Annotated in this window: 19 protein-coding genes and 1 riboswitch; of the genes, 2 read left to right on the top strand and 17 right to left on the bottom strand. The window is 42.7% G+C overall.

All coding sequences use genetic code 11. The annotated features are described in order from the left end of the window. Positions 1 to 30 precede the first annotated feature (30 nt). Positions 31 to 717 carry a response regulator transcription factor gene (locus tag BW986_RS01390; RefSeq protein WP_076364434.1) on the bottom strand — a complete coding sequence of 229 codons (687 nt, stop codon included), beginning with the start codon at positions 715 to 717 and terminating at the stop codon, positions 31 to 33. Positions 718 to 1,754: 1,037 nt separating this feature from the next. Then, positions 1,755 to 1,854: riboswitch (guanidine-I (ykkC/yxkD leader) on the top strand. 70 nt (positions 1,855 to 1,924) lie between these two features. On the opposite strand from BW986_RS01390, the gene BW986_RS01385 reads away from it, so the two are divergent. Both BW986_RS01385 and BW986_RS01380 read left to right on the top strand, forming a co-directional pair. Then, positions 1,925 to 2,266, top strand: a complete 342-nt coding sequence (locus tag BW986_RS01385) for a DMT family transporter (protein WP_063232562.1) — start codon at positions 1,925 to 1,927, stop codon at positions 2,264 to 2,266. Beyond that, complete coding sequence (locus BW986_RS01380) at positions 2,266 to 2,580, top strand: DMT family transporter (RefSeq protein WP_076364432.1); 315 nt, start codon at positions 2,266 to 2,268, stop codon at positions 2,578 to 2,580. Before BW986_RS01385 ends, BW986_RS01380 begins: the two co-directional genes overlap by 1 nt. Before the next feature lie 172 nt (positions 2,581 to 2,752). Here BW986_RS01380 and BW986_RS01375 read toward each other — a convergent pair whose 3' ends face one another. The 16 genes from BW986_RS01375 to brnQ form a co-directional block, all read right to left on the bottom strand. After that, a complete protein-coding gene (locus tag BW986_RS01375; protein ID WP_076366225.1) occupies positions 2,753 to 3,580 on the bottom strand; it encodes a DUF817 domain-containing protein in 828 nt (275 codons plus the stop codon). Positions 3,581 to 3,623: 43 nt separating this feature from the next. Further along, on the bottom strand, positions 3,624 to 3,845 hold the full coding sequence (locus tag BW986_RS01370) for a helix-turn-helix domain-containing protein (RefSeq protein WP_076364430.1): 222 nt from the start codon (positions 3,843 to 3,845) through the stop codon (positions 3,624 to 3,626). A 10-nt stretch (positions 3,846 to 3,855) separates the two neighbouring features. After that, positions 3,856 to 4,338 carry a DUF2975 domain-containing protein gene (locus tag BW986_RS01365; protein WP_076364428.1) on the bottom strand — a complete coding sequence of 161 codons (483 nt, stop codon included), beginning with the start codon at positions 4,336 to 4,338 and terminating at the stop codon, positions 3,856 to 3,858. Between the two features lie 451 nt (positions 4,339 to 4,789). Continuing rightward, on the bottom strand, positions 4,790 to 7,993 hold the full coding sequence (locus BW986_RS01355; protein ID WP_076364424.1) for a DEAD/DEAH box helicase: 3,204 nt from the start codon (positions 7,991 to 7,993) through the stop codon (positions 4,790 to 4,792). A 171-nt stretch (positions 7,994 to 8,164) separates the two neighbouring features. Beyond that, entirely contained in the window at positions 8,165 to 8,395 is a 231-nt protein-coding gene (locus BW986_RS01350) for a YczF family membrane protein (RefSeq protein ID WP_076364422.1), read from the bottom strand. 19 nt (positions 8,396 to 8,414) lie between these two features. Beyond that, positions 8,415 to 9,533, bottom strand: coding sequence for a GerAB/ArcD/ProY family transporter (locus BW986_RS01345; RefSeq protein WP_076364420.1), 1,119 nt, complete (start codon positions 9,531 to 9,533; stop codon positions 8,415 to 8,417). A 21-nt stretch (positions 9,534 to 9,554) separates the two neighbouring features. Then, positions 9,555 to 10,778: a Ger(x)C family spore germination protein gene (locus BW986_RS01340; RefSeq protein ID WP_076364418.1), complete on the bottom strand. Its 1,224-nt coding sequence runs from the start codon at positions 10,776 to 10,778 to the stop codon at positions 9,555 to 9,557. After that, positions 10,768 to 12,402 (bottom strand): spore germination protein, encoded by a 1,635-nt coding sequence (locus BW986_RS01335; RefSeq protein ID WP_076364416.1) that lies wholly within the window; start codon positions 12,400 to 12,402, stop codon positions 10,768 to 10,770. The genes BW986_RS01340 and BW986_RS01335 overlap by 11 nt, the downstream gene beginning before the upstream one ends. A gap of 179 nt (positions 12,403 to 12,581) precedes the next feature. Next, on the bottom strand, positions 12,582 to 13,193 hold the full coding sequence (locus BW986_RS01330; protein WP_076364414.1) for a DedA family protein: 612 nt from the start codon (positions 13,191 to 13,193) through the stop codon (positions 12,582 to 12,584). Between the two features lie 83 nt (positions 13,194 to 13,276). Next, positions 13,277 to 13,927, bottom strand: coding sequence for a phosphatase PAP2 family protein (locus BW986_RS01325; RefSeq protein ID WP_076364412.1), 651 nt, complete (start codon positions 13,925 to 13,927; stop codon positions 13,277 to 13,279). Between the two features lie 527 nt (positions 13,928 to 14,454). Then, positions 14,455 to 15,693 carry a cytochrome P450 gene (locus tag BW986_RS01320; RefSeq protein ID WP_076366223.1) on the bottom strand — a complete coding sequence of 413 codons (1,239 nt, stop codon included), beginning with the start codon at positions 15,691 to 15,693 and terminating at the stop codon, positions 14,455 to 14,457. A gap of 643 nt (positions 15,694 to 16,336) precedes the next feature. Beyond that, complete coding sequence (locus tag BW986_RS01315; RefSeq protein WP_076364410.1) at positions 16,337 to 16,519, bottom strand: DUF4083 family protein; 183 nt, start codon at positions 16,517 to 16,519, stop codon at positions 16,337 to 16,339. A gap of 123 nt (positions 16,520 to 16,642) precedes the next feature. Beyond that, positions 16,643 to 17,323, bottom strand: coding sequence for a DUF975 family protein (locus BW986_RS01310; RefSeq protein ID WP_076364408.1), 681 nt, complete (start codon positions 17,321 to 17,323; stop codon positions 16,643 to 16,645). 422 nt (positions 17,324 to 17,745) lie between these two features. Beyond that, entirely contained in the window at positions 17,746 to 18,921 is a 1,176-nt protein-coding gene (locus BW986_RS01305; protein WP_076364406.1) for a M20 family metallopeptidase, read from the bottom strand. Positions 18,922 to 19,218: 297 nt separating this feature from the next. Continuing rightward, positions 19,219 to 20,844: an amidohydrolase gene (locus tag BW986_RS01300; RefSeq protein ID WP_260320528.1), complete on the bottom strand. Its 1,626-nt coding sequence runs from the start codon at positions 20,842 to 20,844 to the stop codon at positions 19,219 to 19,221. Between the two features lie 87 nt (positions 20,845 to 20,931). After that, on the bottom strand, positions 20,932 to 22,263 hold the full coding sequence (gene brnQ / locus BW986_RS01295) for a branched-chain amino acid transport system II carrier protein (protein ID WP_076366219.1): 1,332 nt from the start codon (positions 22,261 to 22,263) through the stop codon (positions 20,932 to 20,934). Positions 22,264 to 22,401: the final 138 nt, after the last annotated feature.

Here is a 22,401-nt window from a genome sequence, read left to right as displayed (position 1 = left end):
TTATAAAGAAAACCTTAAGAAAACCTTAAGTTATTTTAATCGATATCCCATTCCCCAAATGGTTTCAATATACTCTTCATTAGGGTTCGCTTTAGCCAATTTACTTCTCAGATTACTCATATGGACGTTCACCGTATTCTCATCCCTTAAATAATCATCTCCCCAAACCGCTTCAAACACATTTGCTTTTGAAAATATTTTTTGAGGATGGGAGATAAGTAATTCTAAAATGGCATACTCTCTTGCCGTTAGTATTACCTTCCTCTCATTTACGATAACTATTTTCGTATCAGTATCCACTGCAATGCCTTTATATGTAAGCTGGTTCTTTCCCACTATTCTTTTCATGGTTGAGGACCTTCTTAAATGAGCATCAATTCTTGCCAATACTTCTTCAATATCAAATGGCTTCGTAATAAAATCATCTGCCCCCGCACGCAAACCATTTATTTTCGTTTGCTGTTCTCCTTTTGCGGAAATAATCAAAACAGGGACATGATGATTCTCTCTAATTTTCCGAAGAACTTCCTCCCCGTCCATTCCTGGAAGCATTAAATCCAATAACACCATATCCCAGTTCTTTTTCTCTACATACAATAATGCTTCCGTCCCTGAAAACGCCGGCTGAGGGACATAGCCACTTTTTTTCATCATATTACAAAGCAATCCACTAATATCATTATCATCTTCAACAATTAATATATGTACCTGTTTCAAGGAGCCACCTTCTTTCCCAATGCAATCTAATTCTTATATTAGCATTCTTTGTTAAAGTCCGAAAAATTGACCTCACCCGTTTTCTATAACATATCTATCCTTTCATTATATCGATGATGTTTGTTACCTGACAAAACACAAACTGGAATATATCGTTTTAAAAAAACGTTCAGTTGTTTCAGATTCCTTTCCGCCGACTCGGCTAGTCAGTTTTTCGGCAGGAGTGTCGCAAATTTCCTTAAGTCAGTTAGGGGGTTCGGGAAGAGGCCATTCCGAACCCCTCCGGACTATAGCAAAATTCGAGGAAAAGCCAGTTTGACTATAGTTTTTTTATTTAGAAAACGTTCCAGTTGATTGGAGCGGGTGTTCGAGTTCGAGACTCCTGCGGGAAAAGCGCGTCTAGGGGAGACCCCGCAGGCGCATGCCGAGGAGGCTCCACGACCGCCCGCGGAAAGCGAGTGCCTGGAGCGGAAATCTACGTCCAAATTGTACAAGCATAAAAGACGTTTGGTAACTTATCTCTCAGCAAATGTTCCCGAAACAACTGACTCAAAGCAGCCCTTCAACTCCTCAGGCATGGTTTCCATCTAACTGTTGTAACTAAGTTGATTGGAGTGATTGGAGTGGAAGGTACGAGACTCCTGCGGGAAAAGCGCGTCTAGGGGAGACCCCGCAGGCGCATGCCGAGGAGGCTCCACGACCGCCCGCGGAAAGCGAGTGCCTGGAGCGGAAATCTACGGCCAGATTCACCGCAATAAAAACGTTCAAGTGATTTCTTTCCATATATATTTAAGTGAAAATTCATCATGGATTACCAAGTCTTGCTTTCAAATCATGTCCCTCGATAAAATTGACGCAGTGCAACTCACTGCGCCTTGCTGTATATAGATGAAGGGCATTTTTTCTGATGTTATATTCAGTCATCCCAGGCTGCAAACGTTACGGGACAATATTAGGAAAAAATGGGCATGGCCCTGGCAAATCTTTTACCTTGAGTAAGTTCAAAAAGTATGTATAATGAAGGGTAATTGCATATGTCAAAGGTTTTCTAGGGTTCCGCAGTGCGTCCATTGCTGGTCTGGTCCGAGAGAAAACTCACAGCATGCTGTGCCACGGAAGGATAAAAGCCTGGGAGAAACTGTTTAACGGTTATCTCTCGGGCTTTTTTTGTTTTTTGGTAAAGAATAAAATTGGAGGTGCGGTATTCATGAGCACAAACTGGATTAAAGTATTCATTGCAGCTTTTTTTGAAGTATTTTGGGTGATTGGCTTAAAACATGCAGATGACTTTTGGACTTGGTCTGGAACGGTCATTTCGATCATCATCAGTTTTTATTTGATGATAATGGCTGGCAGGAAGCTTCCTGTCGGAACGGTATATGCCGTTTTTGTCGGTATGGGGACGGCCGGGACCGTTTTTTCCGAAATCATTTTCTTTGGGGAATCCTTCAAGCTGAGCAAAACGCTATTGATCCTCCTCTTATTATCAGGAGTGATCGGCTTGAAATTAGTGACTGATGATAAAGCTGAGAAAGGGGATGAATCTTAATGGCTTGGGTCTCTTTAATCTTAGCGGGGCTATTTGAAATGTTTGGGGTTGCGATGATAAATAAATTGCACAAAGACCGTAATTGGCAATCCTTGCTGCTGTTATTCATCGGATTCGGAGCAAGTTTCCTATTTCTTGCTTTTGCCATGCAAACCTTGCCGATGGGGACGGCTTATGCAATCTGGACAGGGATTGGCGCATCAGGAGGAGCGATAATCGGGATGCTCTTATACGGAGAATCCAAAGATTGGCGAAGGGTCATTTTTATAGCCATGGTCCTTGGCGCAGCAGTTGGATTAAAACTTGTTTCATAGGAATGAGTGATGGTGATTTTCGTAGAAATTCAGAAAGTAAAAAGGCATATGACACCACAATTCTTTATAAAAGATTTTGAAAATCAAAGACGACACATATATGTCCTTATGTGCCGTCTTTTGCACTAACTTGAATTAAGTAGTATTTTTCACGCGAATGCCGGATTTCATTTTATAAAAATTGACTTGCATCCATCTTAGTGGACTCTTTCCCCTTAACCTGTTTTAGCGTCGCTACTATAAGAAAGCTAACAATCACTAATAAGAGCCATGAACTTACCTTTCCTAGATGAACGAGACTCCATGCATCGGTTTGGTTTGGATATTCCCAAGCGCCAAAGAACGTTGCGATATTTTCGGCTATCCAGATAAAAAATCCGATGAGAACGAATGAAAGCGCGATTGGCATACGATAACGAGTTCCGCCAACCTCGTAAGTGACCCATGACCGCCAAAAGACGATGATGACAAGTCCAGATAACCACCAACGGACATCAATCCAATAATGGTGGGTGAAAAAATTCAAATAAATCGCAGCGGCAAGAGATACAACGGCCAAAAACGGTGGCCACTTGACCAGTTCAACCTTTAGCCTCCTCCACGCCTGGCAAAGATAACTCGCTACACTTGCGTACATGAATCCGCTATACAGAGGCACTCCAAAAACTTTAAAATATCCTTCCCCTGGATAAGTCCAGGAGCCCATATGTACCTTGAAAAGTTCAAGAGCAAGTCCAATAAGGTGGAACAATGTGATAACCTTTAGTTCATCCTTTGTTTCAAGCCCGGAACGCACCATCCACCACTGCATCAGAAGGCAGATGATGAGCAGCCAGTCATACCGCGGCAGGAAGGGAAGCGGTATGAATTTTGTAATAGCCAAAGAGGCAAAAATAACGGCAGGAAACAAGCATGATAAAGCCTGCTCCCAACCAAAACGAACGAGTTGTTTCAGTGCTCTCGTGATTGGTGCCTCCATTTTTTTAATGGTTAAATTCATGAGTAACTCCCCTTTGATGAAATCTTTCTTTTTCTTCCACTTTTTAATTTTGAGTGTCTTCATCATTTCGGTATTCTAAAATATCTCCGGGTTGACATTCTAAAGCCTTACAAATCGCCTCTAAAGTTGTTAATCTAATCGCTTTTGCCTTACCGTTTTTCAATATGGAGAGATTGGCCATCGTTATTCCAACCCTCTCGGAAAGTTCTGTAACACTCATTTTCCTTTTAGCCAGCATCACATCAATATTGATTATAATCGCCAAATTATTCACCTCAGACTATTAAGTCATTTTCTGATTTTATATCGATGGCCTCTTGTAAAAGCCTTTGAAGAACAGCAGCAAAGACTGCAATCACCAATGAAGCAAAAATAACGACCATTCCGATCACTATGATACCTGGGGCATCGTCCTTTTCCGCTATGAGATAAAAGAGCGGCATGCCTACCACATACAAGCCACTGATCGTGATTGCACAATTTTTTATAGTCTTTAAAGCTTTTACAGATAATTCCGAGAAAGCATTGTTCTTGTCAATATAGCTTAAAAGTTTAAAGGCTTGATATAAGGCAAAGTAAAAAGGTATCGCAGATGCATACAAATCGATAAAAACGAGATATTTCAAATAAGTCATATCCGGATATAATTCTGCTGCAAAGTTCGCTATCTCAGGCACCAAAAAGATGCACAAAGCAAGAACCGGCATTCCAATAAAGATAACGGCTATCTTTAAAAAGAGTGTTGTTCCTAGTTTCATTAAAAGCACCTCACTTATTTATTGTCCATTTAATTTAACATATGATTTATCGTTTTACAATAAAACATTGTTGTTTTTTATTATATTATTATTGTTACCGAATTATCCTTTTCTTTTTAAAAAGGCTGTTTTCGCTTACTTTGTTGCTATTTTCCAAGTAAAGCGGTGTGGTTGATTTCCCCTCCAGATGCTCGCTTTCCGCGGGGCGGACGGTGAGCCTCCTCGGCGTAAACGCCTGTGGGGTCTCACCTGTCCCGCTACTCCCGCAGGAGTCTCGCACTTGCGCTCCAATCAACCTTAAATCGTTTCGTTTTAAAAACAACAATCTTTACGAAAAGAGCCTTAAAAAAAGAAAAAAAGCATTCCTCATTACAAAGAAATGCTTCATGACTAAACTATTCAATTCATAAATTGTTCCTGTCCACTATTTTACGTAACTGTATTTCCCTCCTTATATCATCAGGATTTCCCTGATATCCTCTTCTGTAAGGGCAGAATGAGACTTATCGCCAGGGTCGATGATTTCTTCAATAAGGTGTCTCTTTTTCTCTTGAAGTTCATTCATTTTTTCTTCGATTGTGCCGCGGGCAATAAGTTTGATGACTTGAACCTCATTCTTCTGCCCCATTCGATGGGCACGGTCCGCAGCTTGTTCTTCAACTGCCGGATTCCACCAAAGGTCATATAGAATGACTGTATCGGCACCCGTCAGATTGAGACCCGTACCGCCCGCTTTCAATGAAATGAGGAATATATCCCGTTCTCCCGCATTAAACCGATTGCAGATTTCCACACGGTCCTTTGATGGAGTTTGTCCATCCAGGTAGAAAAAGGGTTGTCCTTTCATGGCCAAATCCCTGCCGATAATTTGAAGCATTTTTGTAAATTGCGAGAAAATCAGCACCCGTCTTCCAGAATGCTTCGATTCCTCGACAATTTGCATCAGTTGCTCATATTTTGCTGAACTGCCTTTATATCCGTCCACAAACAAAGCGGGGTGACAGCATATTTGCCGAAGCCGTGTCAAGCCTGCGAGGATCCTGATCCGATTTTTCCGGAGAGTGTCCTTGTCCAGGTGTTTCAGCGTATCATGCCGCAGCTTCGCCAGATAGGCGCCGTACAGCTTCTTCTGATCAGGGAGCAGTTCCATCGATTCCAGCGACTCGATTTTTTCCGGCAGTTCCGCCAGTACGTCCTCTTTCATTCTCCGCAGCAAAAATGGACGGATCCTGCGGGAAATCTGCTTCCTTGAGAGGTTGCTGTACTCCTTTAGCCCCATGAATAGTTCAGGGAATACGACGTGGAAAAGGGACCAGAGCTCTTCCAGTGAGTTCTCGATGGGCGTACCAGTCAATGCGAAGCGATGTGCCGCTTTTATCTTCTTGGCGGCTCGTGCCGTTTGTGTCACTGGGTTCTTAAAGGCCTGTGCTTCATCGAAAAACACCGTATGGAAGTCCTCTTTTCCAAACGACGTGATGTCTTTCCGGAGCAATGGATAAGAGGTGATCACTACATCCACGTCCCCTACTTCCTTAAACAGCTTCGTCCTTTCCGTCTTGTCGCCATCCACGACGACGGCTTGGATATCAGGAGCGAATTTAGTGAATTCACTCAGCCAATTGTAGGTCAATGATGATGGGCAGACAATAAGCGCCGGAACCTTTTTCTTACGGATGTCAGGAAGCTCGGATAAAATGAACGTGATGCTTTGCAATGTTTTCCCCAGCCCCATATCATCAGCAAGAATCCCGCCAAAACCGTATTGGGCAAGCATTTTCATCCATTTGTAGCCGTTTTTTTGATATTCGCGCAAGATCGGGTCCAGACTATTTGGAACCACGAACTCCAAGGCGCCCGGATTCCTGATGTTATCCAAAAACTGCCGGAAGGATTCTTCCATTGTGAATGTCTGGCTGTCATTAACGGAATCCAGGAGCTGCAGCCCTTTTACGATTGGCATGTTCAGCCTGCTTTCCCAGTCTACATCCTGTACGGGCAGTGCATTCAGAAAACGATTGATTTCCTCGTATTCCCTTGTTTCAAGGGAAAGCAGCGATCCATTCCTTAAACGATAGTATTTCCTTTTTTCTTCAAGTGCAGCTAAGACCTCACGTATTTGCTTATCTGGGATATCATCCATTTCAAATTTGAATTCGAGCCAATTAGTACGTTCCTTTTTAATTTTCACCCTAATGCGCGGTGCAGCATTCCCACGGGAAATTCGGTTTCTTACAGCAGTCGTGGCATAGATTTGTACAAGCTTCTGGAGTTTCGGAACGATGTGGTACAAAAACTCATACTCCAACTCTTCGTTATGCAAGAAATAGCCGCCGTCCGTCTTGGCAAACTGGCTATCCTCCATCAGCTTTAATATCTCCGCCTCCTTCTCTACATCCCTTATAACTTTGGATTCCTGTTTTTCCAAAGGGTTGATGACGATATTTCCATATTGGAATTCCAGTCCGGCAAGCAGTCTGTTTTTCACGCGATCCAAGTATAATTTCGCAACCAGCGGTGTCTTCAAGAACAATTCGGTGATGGATCTTGCTAAATGGACTTCACCGAGTCTTTTCAAACCTGGTACCACTTTGTCCATGAATAATTCCAGCTGGTCATGATGGATTGGAATTTGATTCATCCCCGAATCCTCCATCATTTGCTTTAACTCTGAAAGGCGTTGGAAATCCTCATTTTCGAGCTGAACCAATTTCCCCTCAAATAAAACCAATGTGTATGCATTCATGACGATCATCTCATGCAGCCTTTTAATATTAAGTTGATAACCTTTGATATCGCTTTCGGTAAAGTCAAACTGTAAAGGAAGCGGTCCTTTTGATAAACGAAAGCCATTGAATGCAAGGCCACCATAGGCAAGCTTCACCAATGGCGCTACTTCAAGGATCGGGACAAGCCTTCGAAAAGAAGATGGAGGCAAAAGTAATAAGTGGTTATCCAATGTATATTCAGATTTATCCGTCAGGGCGTCAACATAGACTTTTTCATCCGATATCACTGTAATGAGCTCCTGAATCACGATATCATTTTCATTCTGAAAACAATGCAGCACCGGGTCATATATAAATGAAAGGGACACTTGGGCAGGCTTTCCTTCTTTAACTCGCTTCAGGAAATCCCGGACATTCGCCACATTGAAAGAACCGATTTTCATTTCCAGTCCTAACATATATTGATCCGTTCCCATCCATACTGGTTTACATGTAAATTCTGCTTCAAGCATCTTTCTTTTTTCAAAGTGGCGCTGATGACCGCTTTTGCGTACAGGCTGATTATTGAAAAGGGTCAGCAAATCTTCTGACAACTTCTTATTGGCTGAAGCATCAGAACTGTCTGCATTTACAGGGATCGTTCCATCTCGCTGATGGTCGTAAACCGATAACAGGACGGCTGCAATATGCTGGCAATCCCTTGGAAAGGAAGCTAGCGTAGGACAGCTGCATTTCGTCCGGAACCCCCCGACAGCATCCACTTCTATCGTGACATGGAAGTCTTCCTTGCCTTTAACCGTCGCTTCGCATCCAACAGGCAGGTAACTTTCAAATGTCACCTTATTGGCACGATGAAAAGCTTCCCCTCTTTTGAAGGAGACGGCCCCGCACATGTCTTTTATGATTTTTTGATTCAATTTGATATCCAAATTGCCGTCCTCCTTCCGAGGTTTTTTGTTGAGTGATTTTACATTCCGCTGAAAAAATAAGCTCATTTTATCATCATACTATGAAATGGGTTTACGGGGTTGTAAAAAAGCAAAAAGACAAACTCCCATATTCGGAGTTCATCTCTATTTCAGCACCGGGAATTTGCAGCATCATTGTTGTCCTTTCGTGTTGCCTTTCTTTTTTTTTCGATAAAAGAAGCTGAACAATAGGAATACAAGAAGAATGAGAAACAGGATAAATTCAGCGGGGTCCTTCACCAAAAATGGGTTAAAGGCATGCTTGATTGAATTATCCAAATCAAATCCCATTAATATATCCATACCTAAAGATATGACCAATAAAGGGGCTAGGATCAAAACTGTAATACCAAAGATTTTCATTTCTCATCAATTCCACCTTTTAGGAACTTATTTTGGTGCTTTGTTTTCCTTTTTTTCGATTCTTAAAAAAGGCAATGATCAAGAGAAGCAATGGGATGATCACCTGAAATGGCAGATGGATGTAATTTGGTACGGCACCTAGCCCTTCATAGATATGTTCTGTATAGCTGCTTGCTATAATGATCGAGATCAATAAAATGATCATGCCAACAGGGTAAGCAAGTCTGGAGGGCTGTTTAACATTGAAAACATTCGCCGTACCCGATACCGCTACATAAGTAAATACACATATCTTGATGAACCCGCCAATCATCAACAAAAACAAGAAGTACACATCGAGACGTTCGAGAAAGCCAGCTACCTCTATGGACTGAATGAGGCTAAGAAGAGGGTATTGCGAACGTGTTGTAAGGTCCACACCTAGTACAGCAATATTCACAGCCATTATTACCGAGAGAAAAATGCCGCTTGTCGCCAAGCCCGCCATTCCAATTTTTTTCAATCGCTGAGGTTCTTTCATATAAGGAAAAATCATTAAAAACACTATGACCTCGCCAAATGGAAAGAATACGGTTTTGGTGAAACCCATTTTCAACATCTCTGTCCCGCTGATTTCAAAAATGGGTTTTAAGTTGTTTAAATGGATCATGCCTGAAGCAATAATTAGAAGCATGAAGGTCATTAAAAGTAAATTCTCCAGGACAAAGAATAGTTCCCCCGTCCTCGCCAATACTTCTATCCCCTTACGGACCGTATACACCACGACTAAAATGAATACAGCGTTCGCAACAAATAACGGAATATGAGGATAGGCAAAAGTAAGCAGTGTATCTCCGAAATCCCTTAGCACCCTTGCAGAAAGATAGATGAAATAAAGGATGTATAGAAAAGCTACGATCCTGCCTAGAAAATTCCCCAAAATAAGTCTTATAAATTCTGTTAACAGCTTATCTGGGTAGTATTGAAAGAGGCCATAATAAATGAAAAATAATAAAAATCCGCCTATCATCGCAATAAGGATGACTAGCCAAGCAGCCTGCTTGGCTTCACCTGCAAGCGGAACCAAAAGTGCACTGCCCATTTCAAACAGGAAAATAAGGACGAACAGCTGGTAACCGCTGATTTTTGCCTTTTCCATGAGGATGCCACTTCCTTTCCATCATTGATCATTCTTTTTTAAATTCGAAAGATACGGCTTATTACGTAATCCAGTACGGCGAATGAAAGCTTCTGCCTGCACATCTACTTCCAGTTTAGGAAAAGAAACATCGTCCCAGTTTTTTTCGATTTTCTTCCATTCTTTAGGGTGGGATTCATGCATGATTTCACCAAAGCCAAAAATATCGGCTTTATTTTTCTGTGCCCGAACGATCGCATCTTCCATCGTCTTCTTCAAGTCTTTCCCTAACTTCTTTTCAATATCTATCAGAACATGCGTATCGGTTAGATCCAAAGGAACCTTCACCTCCCGGATATCTCCTTCTGCACGGACCTTTATAAATGCCTTAGGTTTTCCATTTTCCATTTTTACCGAAATGTTGGTTTTTTGACGAATCACCGAATAGATGATTGCGTCTTTTTCCCCCCCCCAATTAAGGTTTGTATGGGTATTTTCGATCCTATCCAATACCCACATAGATCCTATTGCCTTATCACCATCCAGCCAGTCAATCAATTTCCCATCTTTAAAAACAGCAATTCCTGCTGCATTAGGGTTTGCCTCAATATCCGAAGACATGGTATTCTCCATTTTATCCTCTTTACCTGTGTTTCCTTTCACGGTAAAACCACTTATTATCGGTTCTTTCCCGGTACTAAGCAAATTCTTGATCACTTCTTGGAGATTGATGCTAATACTTTTCCCCTGGGTTTTCTCAGTGGTTTCAATCGTCTTAATAACTTTCTCAGCAGATACCTTATCGATTGCGGTTAACGTTTCGACAATGTCCCTTGCTTTCACACCCCGTGCAATCACGATCCTCGTAGTTGCCCGGAATTCCGGTGAGCGCTCAAATGCGTCGAAAATATCGTTGAGGCCCTCTTTTTTTGCTAGTTCCTCACCGATGACAACCAAGTTGGCATGGGCAAAATACATATCCCGCGAGATTTTAGTTGAAGCGATACTATCCAGTTCAAGCACATTATCTCCGGTGGCCCTATAAATGGATATCGGTGGATTTGTTCCGCCGCCGCCCTGAAGAGCTCCCGCAACGTTGCCTGGATTAATGGTTTGGAACGTCCCCACTAACTTCCCTTCTTTATTTCTGTCAAGTCCAACCGCCGAGACGATGGCCATTTCGTTCAACTCTGTTTTATCCCAACAGCCTGAGGTGAATGTAGTACAGATCACCAACAAGGATAGAATTAGCTTTTTACGATTCATTGCCTTCACCTTTCCCGTCAGAAGTTTTCATTCCACGCGATTCAGGAGGCAGAGGTCTTTGATTATCGCCTTCCCTTATCAGGTTATTTTCGTTGGATAATAATTTTGGCCTTTCCTTGAAAGCCCACATAGGTCTTCTGAAAAATGTGTCGCCCAGCCCTTCCGGATTCAGAGGGGCGAGCGGTGTCATATAAGGAACTCCAAGTGAACGCAGGCTGCATAAATGAACAATAAGTATGAAAAAGGCTAAAATCATCCCATAAAAGCCTAAAGTTCCGGCACAAATGATGAATCCGAACCGCACAATGCGGGCAGAAATTGCTATGGAATAAGAGGGGGTTGCAAAACTGGCAATCGCCGTGATCGAGACGATGATGACCATTGCCGGCGATACGATACCAGCTTGGACAGCAGCCTGCCCGATGACCAATGCTCCGACAATGGACATGGTCGAACCAACAGCCTTTGGCATCCGAAGACTTGCTTCCCGTAATATTTCGAAGGTCATTTCCATTAGAAGCGCTTCAATGACGGCAGGCAAAGGAACCGTTTCCCTTTGGGCCGCTACAATGACCAGCAACTTCGTTGGGATCATTTCCTGATGAAAAGTCGTGGCTGCAACATAGACAGCCGGTCCGACTATAGAAATAATGAAAACGATGATCCGTAAAAAACGTGTGGCTGAAGCAATGTCGAAGCGATTATAGTAGTCTTCGACAGATTGGAAAAACTGTACGAATAATGCCGGGGCTATCAAGACGAAAGGCGATCCATTAACGAATATCGCCACTCTTCCTTCCAGAAGATTTCCTGCAACCATATCCGGTCTTTCTGTATGATTAAGGGTTGGGAATGGGGTCATGACCTGGTCTTCTATCAATTGTTCAATATATCCTGATTCAAGAATGCTATCGATGTTAATTCGATTTAAGCGCTTCTTGACCTCTTCGACAATCCCTTCTTTGACAATTCCATTTATATACATGATGGAAACGTCCGTTTTTGTCACCGTGCCAATTTTCATCGACTCTATCCATAAATCCGGGGTATTGATGATCCGGCGTAACATGGCGATGTTCGTTCCATTCGATTCCGTAAACCCTTCTCTTGATCCCCGGACAGTCAAATGCGTGCTTGGCTCCTGAATCGAGCGCTTTTCTCCGCCTCTTGTACTGGCAACCAGGGCGATGTTTATTCCATCAACAAAAATGATGCTATCGCCTGATAATAATGACAAAAACAATTTTTCCCAATCGTTAACAGTTTCTACACCACCGAGGGAAACCACGTCTTCTGAGATTATATCCAATGCTTCTTGTGGAAGCATTTTTTCTGCTAGATGAGGATTTTTCATGATTGACTCAATTAAAAAGTCCGTAACGCTTGGATTATCAACCAGTCCTTGCACATACAAGATAGTTGTTTTCATCTCCGGATTTTGACCGATTTTCAACGTTCGGATAATGATGTCCGGACTGTTTCCCGTCTTTTTCTTCACGATTTCCAGATTGGCAGAAATGGAACTTTCAATATAATCAGGCGTTTTGCTTTTGGATTGATTTTCATCTTCCTTTTTCTTTTCACGTTGCTTCACTTGTTTCTTTTGTTTGAAAAAAGAAGCCATAGCACCGAACCTCATTCCTTTTTCGTTTCACTCATTTTGTCCAAAGCACTCCCCCTTTATTCTGAGTTCAGCCGCCTTCCTTTCATAAGAAAAAGGCTGTCGCAATGACAGCCTTTGGTGTTCATTTCGGTTATGTAATGAAAGGCCGGCTCGAACGGGCCCAATCAACTAAACTGAAATTATACTTTGCCTTTATTCCTTCTAAAAATCAAAACAACGAAAATAATGAATAGCAAGGCCAATATCGCATAAACGATATTTGAATAAATGTCCATATACCCTACAATATCTTCCCATGAAGATCCAACAGCTGCCCCGATATTCACTAAGATGATGTTCCAAATCAATGTTCCGGATGTTGTGTAAAGCAGAAAGAGCCAAAAGCTCATATGGGACATGCCTGCCGGAATCGAAATCAGGCTTCTGATCAGCGGAACCAATCTGCAGAAAAACACGGTCCATGACCCGTACTTGTCAAACCATGAATTCGCCTTATGGACGTCCGATACCGTTAACCTAAGAATATGGCCCCATCTTTCCACGAACTTTTCAATAACCTTCACATCAAGAAGTAAACCAATTCCATAAAGGACGACTGCTCCCGCCACTGACCCTATTGTCGATGCGATCACGACGCCCAATATCGTCATGTTCGCTGTTGTCGTCATGAAACCGCCAAAAGTAAGAATGACCTCAGACGGGATCGGCGGGAAAATATTTTCCAATGCTATCAATAGAAAGATTCCCATATATCCAAAATCATTCATGAATTCCGTAATCCAGTTTTCCATTTAATACGCTCCTAACTTTCTTGAATCAACAGCTGACTTATTACCTGCCGGCTGCTTATCTTGCAATAACCTTGCTCCCTTTTTTAACGATCTTTGTTCTTCCGACGGTCTTGATACCTTTGGAAAAACCAAATGGAAATCGCAATCCAACAACCCCCCGCCAAATATCCGGCAATGATATCACTAGGATAATGGACCCCTAAATATATCCGGCTTATACCGATCGAGAGGATCATCATCATGCTGATCAGAATCAATAGAATCCTTGCCCACCTAGCCGTTATGTGACGCCATAGCAGAAACGTGAGAATACCGTATAAAGAGAATGCATTCATGGCATGTCCACTAGGGAAACTGTACCCCCCTATTTCGATGAGCCGATGTAAATCGGGCCGGGCGCGTTGAAAGATTAGCTTAACCATCAAATTGAGAAGAGGTGAACCAATCATGACTGCAGTGAATAGGACTAGTTCCAGACGATGCTTCAAAACCGTATATAAGAAAAATAAAATGACCAAGGAAAGGATGATGATGGAACCGGTTGAACCTATGTAGGTAAAGAACTTCATGATGTCCGTCAGAAGGGGAGATTCCATTCCCTGCACCAAGGAAATCACATCTTCATCAAATTTCAGGTATTCATTTGCACTTATGGTAAATGCCATGAAACTGAACCCGATTAAAGAAAGTGCACTTACTATAAAAGCAATGGTTAATTGCTGCTTTAATTTCATAATAACATCCTTTCACTTTTTAAAACCGTTTCATTTGGAAATTTCCATTTTATCATATCTTCTTCATTGCATGGTTAAAGTAAATGCTTCATCGCCCGCCAACCTAATTCGGGGAACATGCCTGGGCAAAAAATTTGCTACTTTATCATACTACTCTATTCGTCATTGTCACCTCAACTTCAGGTTACTATAAGATTTCCTGTCGAACGTTTCAGGAAGTGGCAGGAACATATATGCCATGCGTCCCTGCAAAAAAGAAAAGGCTGTTTTCGCATACTTTGTTGCTATTTACCAAGTAAAGCGGTTGGTTGATTTCCCCTCCTGATGCTCGCTTTCCGCGGGACGGGCGGTGAGCCTCCTCGGCGTAAACGCCTGTGGGGTCTCACCTGTCCCGCTGCTCCCGCAGGAGTCTCGCACTTGCGCTCCAATCAACCTTAAATAGTATAGTTATTAAAAACAACAATCTTTTCGAAAAGAGCCAAAGAAAAAAACCTTATGCAGGTTAGTGCACAAGGTTTTTTCGTTTTTTAAACTGTAGGGAACGCCCTAAGCGGCAGGGATGTCAAAGTTTGCCCGGTCGCTGAATCGGTAAGATTCTCTTCTAACTGGAATGATGGCACCGCTTCAATATGTTTGAATTTCTTCAGGAATGCAGTAAGCGCAATCTTTGCTTCGAGTCTGGCCAACGGCGCTCCCAGGCAGAAATGAGGGCCATTTCCGAAGGTAAGGTGTTTCTTATTATTAGGGCGATGGATATTAAGGGTGAAAGGATCTTCAAACATCTCTTCGTCCAAATTAGCTGCGCTCATCCAAACAACCACGTTATCGCCTTCTTTCAATTCCACTCCCAATAGATCGTTATCTTCCTTTACGGTGCGATCCAATTTAATAAGATTGAATCGGAAACGGAGCATTTCTTCGACGGCCTCCGGAACCAGATCCAGGTTTTCATGCAACTCTTGATAAACTTCTTTGTCATCATATAGCAAGGAATAAAAGCTATTGGCCAGTAAATGACTTGTTGTCTCGACCCCCGCCCCTAAAATCAGCATGGTCGTCCGGACAACCTCATCATCCGTAAACATTTCCCCATCCACTTCTGACTTCAATAGATCTGAGATGATATCATCTGCCGGGTTTAATCGTTTTTGCACAACAATCGGATACAAATACTGATAGTATTCTTTTGCTGCCACTTGCTTCAATTCATTTACTTCTTCTTGTTTTTCTTTATCAAACGGAAGGAATAAGATATCCACCCATTTCTTAAACAATAAACGATCTTTCGAGGGAACGCCCATCAAATCCGACATGACAATGATCGGAAGCGGACTCGCCAATGATTGCACAATATCGATTTCCGTATCCTCATCCATTTCCCCGATCAATTCATCTGCAATTTCCTGAATGCGAGGTTCCCAGTTTTGAAGACTTCTAGGTGTGAAGGCTGCGGCCAGCAGCGAACGGCGTTTTCTATGCTCAGGTGGATCAGCTTCGGTTATTTGGATCTTATCAGGCACAGAACCTTCATCACTATCCGTTCCAACCGATATGGTAGTCCGTTTCCGAACACTTGAAAAATGTTTATAATCACTAAGAACCCGCTTCACATCTTCATATTTAAAAACATTCCACGTATCCGTTCCTTCGTGATAACTCACGGGGTCATTTTCTAGCATCCGTTTGCACCAAGCATACGGACTAAACTCCTCCGTTCGTGTTTTAAACCTAGTAATTTCTTTTACTGCAATAACTTCTTTCATGATACCGACTCCTCCCACTTCTCAAAAGTTACCTAACAAAAGGATCGAATGTTCAGCATTCTCCATCTCCGTCGATTTGTTATAGGGTCGAGCATTCCTGATAGACTTTTTCACGAATCCTTAAATACACATCTATTCCATTATAGGGTAAAACGCCGCAACAAACCATGCATCTTCCATACCAGCAGCCTTACATGAAATTTGCACCACAATCCCAACAACCCTATGTAAAACTGCTTATTTTTTACAATTCACTTTCTTTTTCTATTTTTTTATGTCTCTCAATTGATGCTCAAAATCCAACCCTCCTTTTCAAATTCGGAGACAGTACTTTTCACTAAGTTATTTCAATATAGATTATTTTTATAATTGCCGGAGTGTGAACCGGAATGCCTCCACTGCATAGAGAAAACAGCTGCACAAGCAGCTGTCCAGTTACTGGATTGAAGAAATTTACGACACTCCTGCCGAATAACTGGCTAGCCGAGACCTGCTAGATGCTTGCTTTGATGAGGCTTGGCAGACAGTCGGCGGAAAGGGAGCGGATTTCTGAAATCAACTGGAACGTTTTTTAAATAAAAAAACTGCAGGCAAACTCGTTATTCTTCGAGTTGCCTGCAGTCTGAACCGCTGCACGATGCTGCCGTCAATTTTTACCCCTTTTAATCATTTCATGTAAATCATCCATTTTCTTTTCCATGATATCCAGTCTGGTTTTACGTTGCTTCATGGAACGGAAAAGAGATACGGTCCCAACAATGATCAGGATTAGAAATACAAGGCAAATCAATTGGTATATCATATCGGCAATATTAAAACCACTACTCACTATGTAATCCCCCTAAATGGCATTCTCAATATTCTATTATACACCAGGAAAAATGAACAATTTAACCTTTTTAAGGGGAATCGGGAATAAAAAACCGATAGCCATTTGCTATCGGTTGATCTTTTATCCCTCTATTTGTTGATCGTCGTCAATATCTTCTTGTGGCACGATTAATTCGTTATAGAATGCAGCAGTTGTTGTTCCTGCATAAGGAATCAACCATAGTAAACCAATTCCCAGCGTGAACATGCAAAGGATGCCCCAACCGATGAAGCTTAGGTGCATAAGGAAATACTTCCATTTTAAGCCCTTCATTCTTTTTCTGCTCTCTGTAATGGCTTCAAGCACCGTGTATTCAGGATGATCCTTCAATAAGAAAAACTGCTGCGAATAAGCGATAGCCTTGATGATACCCGGAATGATTAATAATAATGACCATAAAAAAATGAAAATTGCTTGTAAGATGGATGCCCCAATAAGCTTGAAAGAGGTTTTTCCATCTTTATAGATTGCGAATACTTCTGGAATATCAGGGTTTCCTTCCCTAACCAAATTCAGGTAGAACCATGTGGTTGAAATGGTAAGCGGGATTAGGGCAATGGAAAAGACCATGCTGAAGATATCAGTCCATAATGGTGCTTCTTCCTGCATGAGCCATTGTGAAAACCCACCGCTTCCGATCACTTCGACAATTAAAGGTAAAACGAGGTTGATCAAGAACAAAAGCAACATAAGCGAAACAGTTACTCCCCATTTACCTCCCAATGACTGAAGGGCTTTCCTCTTTAATTCTGAGATTCTCATACTCTGTTTTAACTCCCCTTTTTTTAATGGCGGAATTCTGAATGTTCCTTTTTCATTGATTCAGAAAAACCACTATTTATTTGTTGTCTAAATCGCACGTTGTATTTTAACATAATATCGCTAATCGTGGGCTTATATTCCTAGAAAGCACACACGGATAGAGTCAAGCGGTTAAACCGGTTTCGAGCAACCATGATCAACTCCTTTCTTGCCTTTGGTCTACTGGCTTGTTTGTTCCATAACAGTTTATGAAGGGGAATATGTCAATATGCCCTTCTAAATTAAAATACCTTCGCGAAACCAAACCCTGATAGGAGGGTAAACGGTCAGCGAAGGCGCTTGTATTTATATTGGTAAAAAGTCCTTTCGTTAATCTAGTTCTTTTTTCCTTATCCCGGGTGGACCGGGCCGCTCATTTAATTCTATCCTAAAATCTTTTGAACAGCATGGATAAAAATGTTAACACCGTACTCCATGGCATCTTCGTCAAAAGTAAAACGCGGATGATGGTGGGGATAGGTGATTCCCTTTTTCTTATTCCCTGCTCCTATCAAAAAATAATTGCTAGGTGCTTTCTGTTGGAAAGCCGAAAAGTCCTCAGCCCCCATCGTGGGTTTTTGATGGTCGACCGAATGTTCTCCATAAACTTCACAGACGGTTTCTTCAATGAGCTTGCTGACTTCATTGTCATTTATGACTGGCCGATATCCAGTAAGATAGTTAAATTCATAAGAGGCACCATGTGCTTCCGTAATGCCTTTGATTATCCTTTCCATAAGAATTGGCATGGATCCCCGGAATTTCAAATCAAAACTTCGAACCGTCCCGCTGATCTCTACGGAGTTTGCAATGACATTGGCCGCTTCCCCTCCAACGAACTTTCCGATGGAGAGAACCAAGTTGTCCAAGGGATCTGTATTGCGGGACACAATATACTGAAGATTCGTAACGACCTGGGCACCGATCGCGATGCTGTCAATCGTTTCATGAGGTGCAGAACCGTGGCCACCCTTTCCTTTAATGGTCAGAAAGAACCCATCCGGCGCAGCCATCATCGGTCCATACACGATGCCAACTTTCCCGACTTCAAAGGTGGACATGAGGTGGGCACCTATCACGATATCCACACCTTCCATAACGCCTGCATCTACCATTTCCTGCGCTCCCCCAGGAAAATACTCTTCGGCATGCTGAAAAAAGAAGCGGACTTCACCTTTCAGGCTATGTTTCATTCCGGAAAGGATTTTCGCCGTACCAAGAAGCATCGCCGTATGACCATCGTGACCGCAAGCATGCATGACACCTGGTGTTTTGGATTTAAAATCGAAAGAGTTCTCTTCCTCGATCGGCAGTGCATCCATGTCTGCACGGATGCCTAATGTTTTTCCTGGCTGTGTACCAATCAAGCGGGCCATCACACTGTATTTTGTCGGACGAGTAACTTCCAGGTTTCCAAATGACAACAGGGTTTCGTATACGAATTGCGATGTCTTCTCTTCTTGATAGGATAATTCCGGATGCTGGTGAAGATGACGTCGCCAAGCAATTACATCTTCTCTTACACTTTTTATTTCCGGATATAACTTCAAACTTTGCATGACCATTTCCTCCTCCAATATGAACTATAAGATCTATCCATCCAGTAAATCAGCAAGTTGTGTGCCAATTATTAATTTCCTGCAATTAACCTGCCCGCTCCTTGAACAAAAGGATTTCAGCAACCCCTTTTCGTCTTATACAATCAAACGGCAACATCGATTCCAAGGCTTCCTCGCATGGAAGTGTAAAAATTTTTACCCTCTAGCGTAAAATTTTTTTTACTATTATTGACCATCCATACCAAGAAAGCGAAAGGAACGAAAAGGAAACCCGCCCCCTTTTCGTCCCTATTTCTTCTATTTAGTTAGCGTCCTTTCTTTTTGATAAACCAAGGAACCTCCCATATAGGTTTCTTCCACTGTAATCCTATCGATTTCCTCCGGTCTGATCGCCAAAATATCTTGGTCAAGCACAATGAAATCTGCATGATAGCCCGGAGTGAGCTGGCCGACATCGGGGATTCTCGTTATCTCCTGAGCGGCCCTTGTATATAGTGTAATCGCGGTAGGCACATCTACACGCTGATCCTGACCTGTGTCCGTACCGTCATAGGCGACGCGAGTTACGGCTGCCTTGATTCCAACGAACGGATTGACCGGGTCGACCCATGCCGTTGCAGGTGCATCGGAAGAGAATGCCAGTTTAATGCCTGCTTCTAACATGGATTGGATGGGGTAGGTTCGCCTTGTGCGATCTGCACCCAGATTATTAAGGTAGCTTTCTATTTCGGCATATAAAAAGATTGGTTGGGGAACAAATGCGATACCCGTTTCAGCTGCCCGCTGAAGTGCTTGCTTTGTAGGCATGGCTGCATGTTCGATCCTTATCGATGGACCATCCGCGATCCATCCCGTTTTTCCGTAAAAGGTATTCACGATTAAATCGATCGCTTGCTCCCCCATTGCATGTATGACCAATTGAATATTGTTTTTCCTGGCTGCCTCAGCTGCACTTAACAACTCTGCCTCTGATGTCATCTGTATGCCATGGTTCTTTTCTTCCCCTAAAAATGGCGGATCGACCCACGCCGTTTGACCTGACACACTGCCATCCGAGAATAACTTAACCCCGCCTATATGATTCTGGCTTTCTCTGTTTGTTTTACCCTTATCCAGGATCATATCATTCTTCATATCTTCCCAAATGTAGTATAAAACTGTACGTTGCATTAAGCCCTTTTCGCTTGCTGCCCTATACATATCCAAGTAATCGATCGGCTGGGTCCTTGCCAGGAGTTCAGTGATTGCCGTAATCCCATGAGATAATAATTTGGGACTCAGTTCGGCAAGAGTATCTGTTTCTTCCTCAAATGTTTGAACCGGCATCACTTTATTGACCAATTCTTTTGCATTTTCCCGTAATATCCCTGTCGGCTCCCCTTCTGAATCCCTGTCAATCTCCCCCCCTGCTGGATTTGGCGTGTCCTTCGTGATACCGGCCAATTCCAATGCCTTGCTGTTGACGACGATAATATGGCCGCAGGTCCGCGTTATGACAACAGGGACATCCGTTGTCGCCCTATCCAAATCGTAGCGTGAAGGAGACCGTCCTTCCGTCAATTTCCCTTCATCATATCCCCAGCTTTCAATCCAATCCCCTGAATTATGGGATTTACACTGTTCACGAACGGCCTTGATCAAATCCTCAATCGATTCAACGACAGGGGGCATACAGGGAATTTGCTTGGCTGCCTTAGCTAAAAATAGCGGATGCAGATGTGCATCAATTAGTCCGGGAAGTACCCGCCGCCCCAGGAGATCGATCCGTTCCCCATTCATTCCATCTGTCTCTGACTGTTCTCCAACCCACTCGATGCGCCCATTACGTACAACCATGGCACTCGCATAAGGTTGTTTTGGATTCGATGTAAATATTTTTCCATTTATATAAATAAAATTCATATTTCGTTTATTCTCATTCATACTTTCCCTCTCCTTAATAAGTAAAATCAAATGATGAAATCTTAACCATTCATTTACCACATTAAAACTTATGGCGTTTCAAAACATTTAAGATGAATGGTTTTCGCCATTCATGGGGCTTGAAGGAATTCCCTGAGCCTGTTTTCCGTGGATGAACGTTCCTGCCACGAATCCCAGTACTGCCGGAATGAGCCATGCAAACCCATACGAACTGAATGGAATGATGGAAATGAAATCATTCATGAATCCCATATGGACGCCGATGCTTTCCAATGTTTCGCATAAACTGATGATGAAAGTGGCCAGGACCGCCCCCTTATAGGCTCCCGCGTTTGGTATGTATCTGCGGAAAACGCCAAGTAAGACAATCACAATCGATACAGGGTAAATTCCCATGAATAACGGTACGGAGTAATCGATGATCTTTTCGACACCCATTAGCCCCATCAACACCCCAGTGGCACAAACGACGATCACACAATTGCGGTAACTCACTCTTTGCTTCGTCAACCCGCTAAGGAAGTCTGCTATCGAAGCAGTTATTCCAATCGAGGTGGTAAGGCACGCTAATGAAACCGCTATAGCCAATGCAATGGTGCCGTAATCACCAAGCAGATTATAAACCAGGCCCGTCACCAGCTGCGCACTATCCATGTCATTTGGGAATAACCCGCTGCCTGTAGCGCCGATATACAGAAGCCCTCCGTATATGATAAGCAATCCCAAACCGGCCACTATGGTTCCATTCATGACCACTTTCTTCATTTTGGAAGGCTCCGCATATCCTTTTGCTGCAATCGAGCCAATGAAAACCGAGGCACAAAGAAGGCCCGTGAACACGTCACCCGTCTGATAAGCACTAAAAAACGAGTGGCCAAACGGATTTTGAATTTCCGTATTTACAGGCGCCCCCAATGGATCGAATGTGCCTTTGATGACGATAAAAAGTAGAATCGCGAACAGTGCAGGCGTTAGCACTTGTCCGACTTTATCAATGAGATTGGATCGATCGCTGGCAAAATAAAAATTCAATCCAAAGAAAACGATCATCGTCACAAAAGATGGCACATTCGGGAATAATGTATGAACCCCCATCTCATGGGTGGTAGCGGCCGTCCGGGGTACAGTGACGAGCATCGCAATCCCTATCATGACGACCAGATTGTATACCTTATAAAACCAGGGGCTTATCGGCCTTGTCAGTTCTTCAAATTTCCCTTTTGAATTCAGGACCGCCACAACTCCCAGTATAGGGAGTATGATTCCCGTAAGAATGAAGCCAATTAGCGCCGGAAGCCAATCCGACCCTGATGCAAGTCCAATCGACGGAGGAAAAATCAGGTTGCCAGCTCCAAAAAATACGGCAAATAAAGCAAAACCAAAAATAAGGCTGTCACGTACTATCTTGTTTGTATTCATCCATTCACCTCTATTTTTTTTATCACTCAATGAAACTCTCTTTTAATACGCCTATCACTTATGTAAGCAAATTCCGTGCCAATCTTAACAATATTTTAATTATTTTTTAACATGACTGGCAGATGACGCTACCCACAA

The organism is Peribacillus simplex (genome assembly GCF_900156045.1).
In the GTDB taxonomy this organism is placed as follows: Bacteria; Bacillota; Bacilli; order Bacillales; family DSM-1321; genus Peribacillus; species Peribacillus simplex_D.
This window is presented reverse-complemented; position numbering and strand designations above follow the sequence as displayed.